This window comes from Pseudomonas sp. B22129 (genome assembly GCF_044218875.1).
Lineage (GTDB): Bacteria > Pseudomonadota > Gammaproteobacteria > Pseudomonadales > Pseudomonadaceae > Aquipseudomonas.
Window position 1 is genome coordinate 1,105,096 of sequence record NZ_CP162592.1, and the last position, 13,210, is coordinate 1,118,305.

Consider the following 13,210-nt stretch of genomic DNA (forward strand, 5'->3'; position numbering starts at 1 on the left):
CCCTGCAAATCATCGGTCACTTGGTAGCGGTGCCGTCCGGCACAAACACATAACCAACGCCCCACACCGTCTGGATGTACCGCGGCTTGGACGGGTCGGGCTCGATCATCCGGCGCAGACGGGAAATCTGCACGTCGATGGAGCGCTCCAGTGCATCCCACTCACGGCCACGGGCCAGGTTCATCAGCTTGTCGCGCGTCAGCGGCTGGCGAGCGTTCATCACCAGGGCCTTGAGCACCGCGAACTCGCCAGTGGTCAGCATGTGGACTTCTTCGCCACGCTTGAGCTCGCGGGTCGCCAGCGACAGTTCGTAGTCGCCAAACGTGACACTTTCGTCTTCGCTGCCCGGTGCGCCAGGAACCGCTGGCGCCTGGCGGCGCAACACGGCCTTGACCCGCGCCATCAACTCGTCAGGGTTGAATGGCTTGGCGAGGTAGTCATCAGCGCCCAGTTCGAGGCCCTTGATGCGGCTCAGCTCATCGCCCTTGGCGGTGAGCATGATGATTGGAATCTGGTTGTTCGCGCCACGCAGGCGTTTGCAGGCGGTCAGGCCGTCTTCGCCGGGCAGCATCAGGTCGAGCACGACCAGGTTGAACACTTCGCGTCCCAGCAGGCGGTCCATCTGCTCGGTGTTCGGCACCGCGCGGGCGCGGTAGCCCTTGGAGTTGAAGAAACGCTCCAGCAGGCTGCTCAGCCCCGGGTCGTCGTCAACGATGAGAATTTTTTCGCCTTCAGCAGTTTGTGCAGTGCTGCTCATTAGATGCTCCTCTTATCTCGGCGCGCATTATGGCGTAGCTGCCGTTATACGCACCGTGTGCATTGTTAGCAGATTTTTCCTCCAGCGCCACTGAACCCGCGCCCTACAACCATCGGCAAGGTGCCCCCAACGGCAGAACGCTGGTTATAATGCGGCGCCTTTGTGCTGGGCGACATCAGATATTTCCCGTTCACCGCACGGCTTTTTTTCACCCGTTCCCTGTGACTTTTTCGATTTCGAGGGTCAATAGGCTGCCTCTTGACCCAGGCAGCGGCGCCAGTCGGGCCGCTCAACCAGCCTTGCAAGGCCTTGTTTTCCGGGCCTGCGAGCTGCTTTCAGAATTTCAGGTGGTTTTATGGACAGCATCAACAGCCGCATCGCCGAGGAACTCGGTGTACGCCCGCAACAGGTCGAAGCGGCCGTCGCTCTACTGGATGAAGGCTCCACGGTGCCCTTCATCGCCCGTTACCGTAAAGAAGTGACCGGCAGCCTCGACGACATCCAACTGCGTCACCTGGAAGAGCGCCTGCGCTACCTGCGAGAACTCGACGAACGGCGCATCAGCATCCTCGCCAGCATCGAGGAACAGGGCAAGTTGACGCCGCAACTGGAGCGCGACATCAAGCTCGCCGACACCAAGACCCGCCTTGAAGACTTGTACCTGCCGTACAAGCAGAAGCGCCGCACCAAGGGCCAGATCGCCCTGGAAGCCGGCCTTGGCGAACTGGCCGACGGCCTGTTCAACGACCCGTCGCTGACCCCGGACACCGAAGCCGCACGCTTCATCGATGCTGAAAAAGGCGTCGCCGACGTCAAGGCTGCCCTCGAAGGCGCCAAGTACATCCTCATGGAGCGCTTCGCCGAAAACGCCAGCCTCCTGGAAAAACTGCGTACTTACCTCAAGCAGGAAGCCACCCTCAGCGCCCGCGTCATCGCCGGCAAAGAGGAAGAAGGCGCCAAGTTCCGCGACTATTTCGAACACGACGAACCCCTCAAAAGCATGCCGTCCCACCGTGCACTCGCGATTTTCCGTGGCCGCAACGAAGGTATTCTCAGCTCCGCGCTGAAGGTCGGCGACGAGCTGCCGGGCACCATGCACCCGTGTGAAGGCATGATCGGCCAACAATTCGGCATCCAGAATCAGAACCGTCCTGCGGACAAGTGGCTCGGTGAAGTGGTGCGCTGGACCTGGAAGGTCAAGCTCTACACCCACCTTGAAACCGACCTGCTCGGCGAGCTGCGCGACGGCGCCGAAACCGAGGCGATCAACGTGTTCGCCCACAACCTGCACGACCTGCTGCTTTCGGCCCCGGCGGGCCCGCGCGCCACCCTGGGCCTCGACCCGGGCCTGCGCACCGGCTGCAAGGTTGCCGTGGTTGACGCCACCGGCAAGCTGCTGGACCACGCCACCGTGTACCCGCACGTGCCGCACAACAAGTGGGACCAGACCCTCGCCATCCTGGCTGCCCTGTGCGCCAAGCACGCCGTAGACCTGATCGCCATCGGCAACGGCACTGCCAGCCGCGAAACCGACAAGCTGGCCGCCGAACTGATCAAAAAATACCCAGCCATGAAAATGACCAAGGTCATGGTCTCCGAGGCGGGCGCTTCGGTGTACTCGGCGTCGGAACTGGCGTCCAAGGAATTCCCGGACCTCGACGTATCGATCCGTGGCGCGGTGTCCATCGCCCGTCGCTTGCAGGATCCGCTGGCCGAACTGGTGAAGATCGACCCTAAATCCATTGGCGTCGGCCAGTACCAGCACGACGTGTCGCAGCTGAAGCTGGCGCGCGGTCTGGATGCAGTGGTGGAAGACTGCGTAAACGCCGTAGGCGTGGACGTAAACACCGCTTCGGTGGCGCTGCTGGCCCGCATCTCCGGCCTCAACAGCACCCTAGCGCAAAACATCGTCGCCCACCGTGACGAGAACGGCGCATTCAAAACCCGCGCAGCACTGAAAAAAGTCGCACGCCTGGGCGAAAAAACCTTCGAACAGGCCGCCGGTTTCCTGCGTGTAATGAACGGCGATAACCCGCTGGACGCGTCCGCCGTTCACCCGGAAGCCTACCCGCTGGTGCAGCGAATTGCAGCCGAGACCGACCGCGACATCCGCTCGCTGATCGGCGACGCCGCGTTCCTCAAGCGCCTGGACCCGAAGAAGTACACCGACGAGACCTTCGGCGTACCGACCATCACCGACATCCTGCAAGAGCTGGAAAAACCGGGTCGCGACCCGCGTCCCGAGTTCAAGACTGCCGAGTTCCAGGAAGGCGTCGAAGAGCTCAAGGACCTGCAACCGGGCATGATCCTCGAAGGCGTAGTCACCAACGTGACCAACTTCGGCGCCTTTGTGGATATCGGCGTGCATCAGGACGGTTTGGTGCATATCTCTGCGCTTTCGGAGAAATTCATCAAAGACCCGCGCGAAGCGGTGAAAGCCGGTGACGTGGTCAAGGTCAAGGTCATGGAAGTCGACATCCCACGCAAACGCGTGGGCCTGTCGATGCGCATGAGCGATACCCCTGGCGAGAAAATCGACGGCGCCCGTGGCGCACGTCCAGGCTCGGCACCGCGCCCATCGCAGAACAACGCGCCGCGCAAAGAGACCGCAACCGCCGCGCCGAGCAACAACGCCATGGCCTCGCTGTTCGCCAACGCCAAACAGTTGAAGAAACGCTGATGGAAATCCCGGCCGGGTTAACCCAGAGCGCGTTCAGCGAGCTGATCGGCTGCCGCCTGCAACGCCTTGAAGAGGGCGTTGCGGAGGTGGCCCTGACGCTAGAGCCGCAGCTGCGCAACCGCGCGGGCAAGCTCCATGGCGGGGCGATTTTCAGCCTGGTGGACATCACGATGGGGCTGGCCTGTTCCAGCTCCCATGGTTTCGACCAGCAGAGCGCGACCATCGAGTGCAAAATCAACTACATCCGCGCCGTGGAAAACGGCGACGTGCTGTGCACCAGCCGGGTGATTCACGCCGGTAGGCGCACGCTGGTGGTGGAAGCCGATGTGTACCAGGACGAAAAACTGGTCGCAAAAGCACAAGGCACCTTCGCTGTCCTATAGCTCCCCGCCCTCGATTTGAGTTAATTTCGGCGCTGCGATACCAGCGTCGGAATTTTCTTGCCGCGCCATAGCCATATTCAAGGAGTGAAGTCGGCTTTTTCAGAGCGAGTCAAATCGACTCAAAACCAGGCGATCACGCCAGTTTTAACTTCACCCTTGTAGACCGTCCTGCCCACCCCCATATTGGGGCGACTGACGCGTGAAGGAATCCAACTTGAGCGAACTTCTCAACCGCCGCCTGGCCCTGCTCGGCAAGCGCGAACACCTCTCCCTGCTAGAGCAGTGCTTGCACGGCATCGAGCGTGAATGCCTGCGCGTTACCGGTGAAGGTCGCCTGGCGCAAACGCCGCACCCTGAAGCCCTGGGCGCTGCGTTGACCAACGAATTGATCACCACCGACTACTCGGAATCGCTGCTGGAGTTCATCACTCCGGCCCTGCCGAACCCGGCCGATACCCTGAGCAGCCTGGACAAGATCCATCGGTTTGCCTACACCAAGCTCGGCAGCGAATACCTGTGGAGCCCCTCGATGCCGTGCCCGTTGCCGGCCGAGGAAGACATTCCGATTGCCTACTACGGCACGTCCAATATCGGGCAGCTCAAGTACGTGTATCGCAAGGGCCTGGCCCTGCGGTACGGCAAGACCATGCAGTGCATCGCCGGCATTCACTACAACTTCTCGTTGCCCGAAGCGTTGTGGCCGCTGCTTAAAGAAGCTGAAGGGTTTGTCGGCACTGACCGCGACTATCAGTCCACTGCCTATATCGCACTGATCCGCAACTTCCGCCGCTACAGCTGGCTGCTGATGTACCTGTTTGGTGCCTCACCAGCCCTGGACGCCGGCTTCCTGCGCGGTCGTTCGCACCAGCTTGAAGTGCTGGATGCCGACACCCTGTACCTGCCGTACGCCACCAGCCTGCGCATGAGCGACCTGGGTTACCAGAGCAACGCCCAGGCCGGCCTTACACCGTGCTACAACGACTTGAACAGCTACACCGACAGCCTGCGCGAAGCGGTGGCAACACCCTACGCCCCCTACGTCGAAGTCGGCACCCACAAGGACGGTGAGTGGGTTCAGCTCAACACCAACATCCTGCAGATCGAAAACGAGTACTACTCCAACATCCGCCCCAAGCGTGTGACCTATACCGGCGAGCGGCCGATCCAGGCGCTGATGGCCCGTGGCATTCAGTACATCGAAGTGCGTTGCCTGGACATCAACCCATTCCTGCCGATGGGCATCGACCTGCCGGAATCGCGTTTCCTCGACGCCTTCCTGTTGTTCTGCGCATTGAACGACAGCCCGCTGTTCGCCGCCAACGAGTGCGGCAATGCCACCTCCAACTTCCTCAGCGTGGTCAAGGAAGGTCGCCGTCCGGGCCTGCAATTGCAGCGTCAGGGCCAGGCGGTGGACATGAAGGAATGGGCCACCGAGTTGCTGGAACAGATCGCACCGCTGGCCGCCTTGCTTGACGAAAGCCAAGGGATCACCGAGCACAGCCTGGCGCTGGATGCCCAGCTGGCGAAGGTCAAGGATTCATCCCTGACCCCGTCGGCCCAGGTGTTGGCGGCGATGGCCGAGCGCAAGGAAAGCTTTGCGCAGTTCTCGTTGCACCAGAGCCAAGTGCATGCCGAGTACTTCCGCAAGGAACCGCTGGCAGCCGAAGAGCAGGCCCGCTTCGAAGAGCTGGCGCGCAATTCGCTGGCGCAGCAGGCGGAGCTGGAGCAGAACGAAGTGGGCGATTTTGATGTGTTTGTCGGGTCGTACCAAGCCAGTATTCTGGCCATCAGCAATTAAGAACGTTGCACAAAACCCTGTGGGAGCGGGCTTGCTCGCGAATGCGGTCTGTCAGTTACTAATGTGCTGACTGATACACCGCTTTCGCGAGCAAGCCCGCTCCCACATTTGACCTATGCGCCTCAGGATCCACGTTCACTTCTCCTCATAAGCTAATTCGAAAATGTTATTTATTTTCGAGTTCTTAGATCATTTAGTCTCCTCACACGCCGACCCTCGGCCGCCTGATTGAGGAGCTTCCCCTTGAAACTGCTTACCCCTCTGCGCCTCTTGGCTGCATTGTCCCTGGCCGGTGCCAGCCTGTTTGCCCAGGCGGCGGATGTGACCATCGCTTACCAGACCACCGTGGACCCGGCCAAAGTCGCCCAGGCCGACGGCGCGTATGAAAAAGCCATCAACGCCAAGATCAACTGGCGCAAATTCGACAATGGTGCCGACATCATCGCCGCCATCGCCTCGGGCGACGTGCAGATCGGCTACCTCGGCTCAAGCCCGCTGACCGCCGCGATTACCCGCAAAGTGCCGGTAGAAACTTTCCTTGTCGCCACCCAGATCGGCGGCGCAGAAGCCTTGGTCGTGCGCAATGGTTCGGGGATCAACAACCCGCAGGACCTGATCGGCAAAAAAATCGCCGTGCCCTTCGTTTCCACCGGCCACTACAGCCTGCTGGCCGCACTGAAACACTGGAACATCGACCCCTCGAAAGTGACCATCCTCAACCTCGCACCACCGGCGATCATCGCCGCCTGGAAGCGCGGTGATATCGACGGGACCTACGTGTGGGACCCGGCCCTGGGCGTCGCCAAGGAAAACGGCAAGGTGCTGATCACTTCCGGCGAACTGGCGAAAGTAGGCGCACCGACCTTCGATGCGTGGATCGTGCGTAAGGATTTTGCCGAGAAGCACCCGGAAATTGTCACGGCTTTCGCCAAAGTGACCCTGGATGCCTACGCCGCCTACCGCAAAGACCCACAAGCCTGGATCGCCGACAAAACCAATGTCGACAAGCTGGTGAAACTCTCCGGCGCCAAAGCCAGTGACATCCCGTTGCTGCTGCAAGGCAACGTTTACCCACTGGCCGCTGACCAAGTGACCCTGCTGGGCGCACCGACCACCAAGGCTGTCACCGATACCGCCGCGTTCCTCAAGGAGCAGGGCAAGGTTGACGCCGTACTGCCGGACTACGCCCCGTTTGTCAGCGCCAAGTTCATCACTAACTGATTCAGGAGTTCATTGCGATGGCCTTGCTACAGCTGGAGCGCATCAGCGCACAGTACCCAGGCGCCACAGAACCGGTACTGTCTGACATTTCAATCGACCTGGGGCCCCAGCAATTGCTGGTGGCCCTCGGCCCGTCCGGCAGTGGCAAGACTTCGCTGTTGAACCTGATTGCCGGCTTTGTCGAACCCTCTTCCGGGCGCATCACTCTTGATGGCGTGCCGGTCAAAGGCCCCAGCGCCGAACGCGGCGTGGTGTTCCAGGACGACGCGCTGCTGCCTTGGCAGGACGTGCTGGCCAACGTCGGATTCGGCCTGGAGTTGGCGGGTGTGCCCAAGGCGCAACGGGAAGTGCGCGCCCGGGAAATGCTCGCATTGGTGGACCTGGCCGGTTTCGACAGCCGCCGCATCTGGCAACTCTCCGGTGGCCAGAAGCAACGTGTCGGCCTCGCCCGCGCGCTGGCGGCTGACCCTCGCGTGTTGCTGATGGACGAACCCTTCGGCGCCCTCGATGCCTTTACCCGCGAACAGATGCAAGAGCTGCTGCTGCAAGTCTGGCGGCGCACGGCCAAGCCGGTGTTCCTGATTACCCACGACATCGAAGAAGCGGTATTTCTGGCCACCGATTTGATTCTGCTGGCCCCCAACCCCGGCCAGATCGTCGAACGCCTGAGCCTGGATTTCGGCCAGCGCTACGCTGCCGGGGAATCGGCACGGGCGATCAAGTCCGACCCGCGTTTTATCGAAACCCGCGAACACGTGCTGGGCAAAGTGTTCTCCCAACGGCAGGTGTCCGCATGAGCAGCTACGAACTTCCGGCCACCGCCGCCAAACCGGTAGCGCACGCCGTAATCCCTGTGCGCCGCAGTGTGAGTACACGCTGGATCAGCGTACTCACCTTGCTCGCCTTGCTGGCCATTTGGTGGGCCGTCACGGCCACCGGTTTGATCGAGCCGCTGTTCCTGCCACCACCGTCCGCCGTGCTGCAAAAAGGCTGGCTGCTGGCGACCACCGGCTATATGGATTCCACCCTTTGGCAGCACTTGGGCGCAAGCCTCAGCCGTATCGGCCTGGGCCTGGGTTTTGCCGTGTTGACCGCCGTGCCCGTGGGGATTGCCATCGGTTCCAACCGCATCGCGCGCGGCATTCTCGACCCGCTGATCGAGTTCTACCGGCCGATCCCTCCGCTGGCCTATCTGCCGTTGATCGTGATCTGGTGCGGCATTGGCGAGCTGTCCAAGGTGCTGCTGATTTACCTGGCGATTTTTGCGCCGATTGCCATCGCTACCGCGACCGGTGTGCGCACCGTCGACCCGGCCAAATTGCGCGCGGCGCAGTCGCTGGGCGCCACCCGCGCGCAACTGATTCGTCATGTGATCCTGCCAAGCGCCCTGCCCGACATCCTCACCGGTGTGCGCATCGGCCTGGGCGTGGGCTGGTCCACCCTGGTGGCCGCCGAGTTGATCGCGGCCACCAGCGGCCTGGGTTTCATGGTGCAGTCGGCAGCACAATTTCTGGTCACCGATGTAGTGGTGCTGGGGATTCTGGTGATCGCCCTGATCGCCTTCGCCATGGAAATGGGCCTGCGTGCCCTGCAGCGTAAATTGGTGCCCTGGCATGGCCAGGCACACTGAGTGAGAACCGCATGAGCAGCCTGACCGTTACACCCATCAGCACCGCCCTGGGCGCCTTGATCAGTGGCGTCGATATCACCCAGCCGTTGAACATTGAAGAGCACGACGCCATTGAACAGGCGTTGCTCGCACACTCGGTGCTGTTCTTTCGCGGCCAAGCCATCAACCCGCAACAACAAGCGCGGTTCGCGGCGAACTTCGGCGACCTGCACATTCACCCGATCTACCCCAACGTGCCGGAACAGCCCGAAGTGCTGATCCTCGACACCGCCGTGACCGACGTGCGTGACAACGCTGTGTGGCACACCGACGTGACCTTTCTGCCCACTCCGGCGCTCGGCGCAGTGCTCAGCGCCAAGCTGCTGCCGGCGTTTGGTGGTGATACGTTGTGGGCCAGCGGGATTGCGGCGTATGAGGCCCTGTCCGAGCCGTTGAAGCGCTTGCTCGACGGTTTGACGGCCACCCACGACTTCACCAAATCCTTTCCGCTTGAGCGCTTTGGCAACACTGCCGAAGACCTGGCGCGCTGGGAAGAGACCCGCAAGAAGAACCCGCCACTGTCGCACCCGGTGGTGCGCACGCACCCGGTGAGTGGGCGCAAATCGTTGTTTGTCAGTGATGGGTTCACGACCAAAATCAACGAGCTGGAACCGGCGGAAAGCGAAGCGATTCTGAAGCTGCTGTTCGCCCACGCCACCCGCCCGGAATTCACCATTCGCTGGCGCTGGCAGGAAAACGACGTGGCATTCTGGGACAACCGCGTGACCCAGCACTACGCGGTGGATGATTACCGGCCGCAGCGGCGGGTGATGCACCGGGCGACGATTTTGGGTGACGTGCCGTTCTAAAGCCTGGCGCAGATCCAATGAGGGAGCTGCCTTGTGTGGGAGCTGGCTTGCCTGCGATAGCATCACCGCGGTCTAACAGACACACCGAGGTGCCTGCATCGCGGGCAAGCCCGGCTCCGACATTGACCGGGTTGTGCCAACTTTACTCGCAACGCTAGAGAACCAATGTGGGAGCGGGCTTGCTCGCGAAAGCGGAGTGTCAGTCGATACATGTTTGACTGATACACCGGCTTCGCGAGCAAGCCCGCTCCCACAATTTGACCCATGGGTGTCAGGTCATTCAGCGGTGGATGGCTTTTCCCACAGGTTAATCCCGCCTTCCTGCGCAAACCGGTCGATCTCCGCCAGTTCTTCCGCGCTGAAGCTCAGGTTCTTCAACGCACCGACGTTTTCAATGATCTGCTCCGGCCGGCTCGCACCGATCAGTGCGCTGGTCACGCGCGGGTCGCGCAGGGTCCAGGCCAGGGCCAGTTGCGCCAGGCTTTGACCACGGCGCTTGGCAATCTCATTCAGCGCACGCACGTGGGCAATGTTGGCGTCGGACAGGTGTTTGGCCTGCAGCGAACCGCCACCCGGGCGGTTGACCCGCGCATCGGCCGGCACGCCGTTGAGGTACTTGTCGGTCAGCAGACCTTGCGCCAACGGTGTGAATGCAATCACCCCGGCACCGAGTTCTTCGGTGGTGTCCAGCAGGTCTTTTTCCACCCAGCGGTTCAGCAGGTTGTAAGCCGGTTGGTGGATCAGCAGCGGCACTTTCCACTCTTTGAGCAGGGCGGCCATTTCGCGGGTTTTCACGCCCGAATACGATGAGATGCCGATGTACAACGCCTTGCCCTGTTGCACGGCAGTGGCGAGGGCACTGGCGGTTTCTTCCAGCGGGGTGTCGGCGTCAAAACGGTGGGAATAGAAAATATCCACGTAGTCGACGCCCAGGCGTTGCAGGCTCTGGTCCAGGCTCGCCAACACGTATTTGCGCGAACCGCCGCCCTGGCCGTAAGGGCCTGGCCACATGTCCCAGCCAGCCTTGCTGGAGATGATCAGTTCGTCGCGGTAGTGCTTGAAGTCTTCGCGCAGCAAACGGCCGAAGTTGATCTCGGCGCTGCCGTAAGGCGGGCCGTAGTTGTTGGCCAGGTCGAAGTGGTTGATCCCCAGGTCGAACGCCGTGCGCAGCAGGGCGCGCTGGGTGTCGATGGGGGTGCTGTCGCCAAAGTTGTGCCACAGGCCCAGGGACAGTGCCGGCAGCACCAATCCGCTGCGGCCTACGCGGCGATACGGAATAGATTCATAGCGGTTTTCGGCAGCAATGTAAGTCATCGAATCCTCTCTTGAACTTGGGACAAATAAGGCCCGGGAACAACGATATTCCCAGGCCTTTTAAGCAGCTGAATCGCTTAAGTCTGCCGTTCCGTTCTACAGCAATTTCCTACCAGAGGGGAACGACATAGCTGACATAGAAGCGGTTTTCATCCTGCACGGTTGCGCCGGTGATATCCGGGCTGGCGTGGGCATTTTTCCAGGTCACGCCCAGGCCTTTGAGGGTGCCGGTCGGTACCTGATAAGCCACGGCAATGTTGCGTTCCCACTCACTGGTGGTGCCTTGCACGGTACGGATGTCATCACCGTGGGCATAGGCCGCCGAGAACGACAGGCCCGTAAGGCCCAGCTTACCGAAGTCATACTTGTACTGTGCAAGCCAAGTGCGCTCACCGGCGTGTTGAAATTTATTCAACTGCATGTTGGTCAGCGCCGGGGTGTCGGCGCCCGAGCCCGGGCCCTGGCGGTTGTCGCCGCTGTTCAGGCCAGAATCCAGGTACGGGAAATCGCTGTCGCCGCTGTTTTTCTGGATGCCCAGACCAACGGTGTGGCCGTCCAGGCTGTAGCTCTCAAGCAGGCTCGCGGTGGTTTGGTTGATGCGGCCTTTGGAGGTGCCGTCACCGTAGAGGCCGGCACCGGCAAAATCTTTGTCGCCGTCGGCGTTTTCGCCCACACCCAGGCTGCGGAATACGCGGATGTCGGTGTCGATTGCACCGACCGACAAGGCGTCATGCCGCTTGGCACCGAGGAAGAACTGTTGGTAGTAATCCTCAAGGTTGGAATACCACAGGCTGACGGTGGTGTTCTGAATCCCGGTGTAATCCGCGCCACCGAACAGGAAGCGGTCGCTTTCTTTGGTGCCGCCGGCGGTGATCATGCCCTGGTCGCCGGTCTCGTTACGAATCTTGGTTTTGAAGATATCGCCGCCGGTGAAGGTGAAATCCGTGAGGTCTTTGGACACCAACTGCACACCGGTGTTGGTCTGCTGGTACAGGCGCCCGTCAGTGTTGGCCAGCACCGGGTTGTTGCCGAACAACGTACCGACGCGCAGCTCATCCTTGGCAAAACGCATCTTGAACGTCGGGCTCAGCACACCGAACTGGTCGGCGGATTTGCCGTTGTCCAGCGGGAACATGCTGCCGGGGTAGCGGCCCTGGTGATCCTTGTCGTTGAGGTCGCCGCCGGAGTCGAGTTTCAGGCCGTAGAACGCCTGCAAATCGAGACCAAAACCCACCGGCCCCTCGGTGTAGCCGGACTTGAAGTTGAACTCGAAACCCTGGCCCCAATCACGCACGCTGTGCGCCTTCGCGTTGCTGCCCACCACATCACGCCCCTGCTGGTTGAGGTAGCGGTTGAGCAGGGTCACATCGGCGTGGCTGTCATCAATAAAGTCGGCGTGGGCGGACAGCATAAAGCTCGCCATGGCGGCACCCACCATAGGGCTTATTAACGTCTTCATTGTTACCAATCTCCGTCACTGTTCTGAAATGAAAGCGTCAAACGCTTCACACAATTACGCAGTGGCCAGATGACAGTTCGGAGTCAAAACGGTTAGTTCACGAATGAAATTAAATTTAAGCAACCCTTTAACGACGCGGGTTAGCGGGCATTTTCGAAGATTTCGGCCAGCCAATCGACGAACACTCGCACCCTCGGCGACATGTGTCGGTTATGCGGATACAACACCGAAACCGGCATCAACGGCGGCGGTGTTTCGGCCAGGATTTCACGCATCACACCCTGCTCGATCAGCTCGGCCATGCGGTAATGCGGGCACTGGATAATGCCCAAACCGGCCACCGCACTGGCGGAGTAAATTTCCGCGCCGAACACCGAAAGCGCGCTCTCGATTTCCACCTCTTCAAGTTCGCCACCGACCATGAATTCGAACGGGAACAACTTGGCCGTGGTGCGTGAAACGTAGTTCACCGCACGGTGCCGGTTGAGGTCCGCCAGATTCTTCGGCTCGCCGTATTTACGCAGGTAGGCGGGGCTCGCGCAGGTCACCTGGCGCAAGGTCGCCACGCGCCGGCCGATCAGCGCCGAGTCACCCAAAGTGCCGGCGCGCAGCACGCAGTCCACCCCTTCGGCGATCAGGTCGACAAAGCGGTCCGCCTCACTGATCGACAGTTCGATTTCGGGGTAACGCGCCATGAATTGCGGCAGCGCCGGGACCACAAAATACTTGGCCAGGGTGCCGTGCAAATCCACGCGCAAACGGCCCTTGGGCGCCACGCTGCGAAACGCCAATTCAGCCTCTTCCAGTTCGGCCAGCAGTTGTACGCAACGCAGGTAATACGCCTCGCCGTCGAGGGTCGGGCGCACGCGGCGGGTGCTGCGTTCCAGCAGGCGGGTGCCGAGCCAGGCTTCGAATTGATTGAGGGTGTGAGTCAGCGTGGCGCGCGGCAGGTTCAAATCTTCGGCCGCCAGCGTGAAGCTTGAGCGCTCGTATATGCGCACGAACACCTTCATCGCTTTGACTTGATCCACACGGGAATCCTCGGGTTGATTGTTGGCGATTATTGAACAGTCAAGGCAACTCTGGCGCATTTATCGCCCAGGGTAAACATGTGAATCTG

11 protein-coding genes are annotated in these 13,210 nt (G+C 61.0%); 7 read left to right on the plus strand and 4 right to left on the minus strand.

Features of this window, described 5'->3' with window-relative positions; genetic code table 11:
• Positions 1 to 16: 16 nt before the first annotated feature.
• A complete protein-coding gene (gene ompR, locus AB4P94_RS05105; RefSeq protein ID WP_003187669.1) occupies positions 17 to 757 on the minus strand; it encodes a two-component system response regulator OmpR in 741 nt (246 codons plus the stop codon).
• Positions 758 to 1,112: 355 nt separating this feature from the next.
• Here ompR and AB4P94_RS05110 point away from each other — a divergent pair, with 355 nt between their 5' ends.
• The 7 genes from AB4P94_RS05110 to tauD all read left to right on the plus strand — a co-directional run bounded on the left by AB4P94_RS05110 (position 1,113) and on the right by tauD (position 9,317).
• Entirely contained in the window at positions 1,113 to 3,437 is a 2,325-nt protein-coding gene (locus AB4P94_RS05110) for a Tex family protein (RefSeq protein ID WP_395609662.1), read from the plus strand.
• The gene (locus tag AB4P94_RS05115; protein ID WP_395609663.1) at positions 3,437 to 3,820 is read left to right on the plus strand and encodes a PaaI family thioesterase; all 384 of its coding nucleotides are present in this window, start codon (positions 3,437 to 3,439) and stop codon (positions 3,818 to 3,820) included. Before AB4P94_RS05110 ends, AB4P94_RS05115 begins: the two co-directional genes overlap by 1 nt.
• Before the next feature lie 214 nt (positions 3,821 to 4,034).
• A complete protein-coding gene (gshA, locus tag AB4P94_RS05120; protein WP_395609664.1) occupies positions 4,035 to 5,618 on the plus strand; it encodes a glutamate--cysteine ligase in 1,584 nt (527 codons plus the stop codon).
• Positions 5,619 to 5,861: 243 nt separating this feature from the next.
• Positions 5,862 to 6,839 (plus strand): taurine ABC transporter substrate-binding protein, encoded by a 978-nt coding sequence (gene tauA, locus AB4P94_RS05125; protein ID WP_395609665.1) that lies wholly within the window; start codon positions 5,862 to 5,864, stop codon positions 6,837 to 6,839.
• Positions 6,840 to 6,856: 17 nt separating this feature from the next.
• Positions 6,857 to 7,636 (plus strand): taurine ABC transporter ATP-binding subunit, encoded by a 780-nt coding sequence (gene tauB, locus AB4P94_RS05130; protein WP_124526214.1) that lies wholly within the window; start codon positions 6,857 to 6,859, stop codon positions 7,634 to 7,636.
• A complete protein-coding gene (gene tauC, locus AB4P94_RS05135) occupies positions 7,633 to 8,469 on the plus strand; it encodes a taurine ABC transporter permease TauC (RefSeq protein WP_395609666.1) in 837 nt (278 codons plus the stop codon). Before tauB ends, tauC begins: the two co-directional genes overlap by 4 nt.
• A gap of 11 nt (positions 8,470 to 8,480) precedes the next feature.
• Positions 8,481 to 9,317, plus strand: a complete 837-nt coding sequence (tauD, locus tag AB4P94_RS05140; RefSeq protein WP_395609667.1) for a taurine dioxygenase — start codon at positions 8,481 to 8,483, stop codon at positions 9,315 to 9,317.
• A 276-nt stretch (positions 9,318 to 9,593) separates the two neighbouring features.
• On the opposite strand, the gene mgrA is transcribed toward tauD, so the two are convergent.
• The 3 genes from mgrA to AB4P94_RS05155 form a co-directional block, all read right to left on the minus strand.
• The gene (gene mgrA / locus AB4P94_RS05145; protein WP_176997361.1) at positions 9,594 to 10,631 is read right to left on the minus strand and encodes an L-glyceraldehyde 3-phosphate reductase; all 1,038 of its coding nucleotides are present in this window, start codon (positions 10,629 to 10,631) and stop codon (positions 9,594 to 9,596) included.
• Between the two features lie 109 nt (positions 10,632 to 10,740).
• Positions 10,741 to 12,069, minus strand: coding sequence for an OprD family outer membrane porin (locus tag AB4P94_RS05150; RefSeq protein WP_395611298.1), 1,329 nt, complete (start codon positions 12,067 to 12,069; stop codon positions 10,741 to 10,743).
• A gap of 161 nt (positions 12,070 to 12,230) precedes the next feature.
• Positions 12,231 to 13,121 carry a LysR family transcriptional regulator gene (locus AB4P94_RS05155; protein ID WP_395609668.1) on the minus strand — a complete coding sequence of 297 codons (891 nt, stop codon included), beginning with the start codon at positions 13,119 to 13,121 and terminating at the stop codon, positions 12,231 to 12,233.
• Between the last annotated feature and the right edge of the window lie 89 nt (positions 13,122 to 13,210).

Excerpts from the sequence above, each read along its gene's own strand:
- ompR (WP_003187669.1), bottom strand. The coding sequence starts at position 757 with ATGAGCAGCACTGCACAAACTGCTGAAGGCGAAAAAATTCTCATCGTT.
- AB4P94_RS05110 (WP_395609662.1), top strand. The coding sequence starts at position 1,113 with ATGGACAGCATCAACAGCCGCATCGCCGAGGAACTCGGTGTACGCCCG.
- AB4P94_RS05115 (WP_395609663.1), top strand. The coding sequence starts at position 3,437 with ATGGAAATCCCGGCCGGGTTAACCCAGAGCGCGTTCAGCGAGCTGATC.
- tauB (WP_124526214.1), top strand. The coding sequence starts at position 6,857 with ATGGCCTTGCTACAGCTGGAGCGCATCAGCGCACAGTACCCAGGCGCC.
- tauC (WP_395609666.1), top strand. The coding sequence starts at position 7,633 with ATGAGCAGCTACGAACTTCCGGCCACCGCCGCCAAACCGGTAGCGCAC.
- tauD (WP_395609667.1), top strand. The coding sequence starts at position 8,481 with ATGAGCAGCCTGACCGTTACACCCATCAGCACCGCCCTGGGCGCCTTG.
- mgrA (WP_176997361.1), bottom strand. The coding sequence starts at position 10,631 with ATGACTTACATTGCTGCCGAAAACCGCTATGAATCTATTCCGTATCGC.
- AB4P94_RS05150 (WP_395611298.1), bottom strand. The coding sequence starts at position 12,069 with ATGGTGGGTGCCGCCATGGCGAGCTTTATGCTGTCCGCCCACGCCGAC.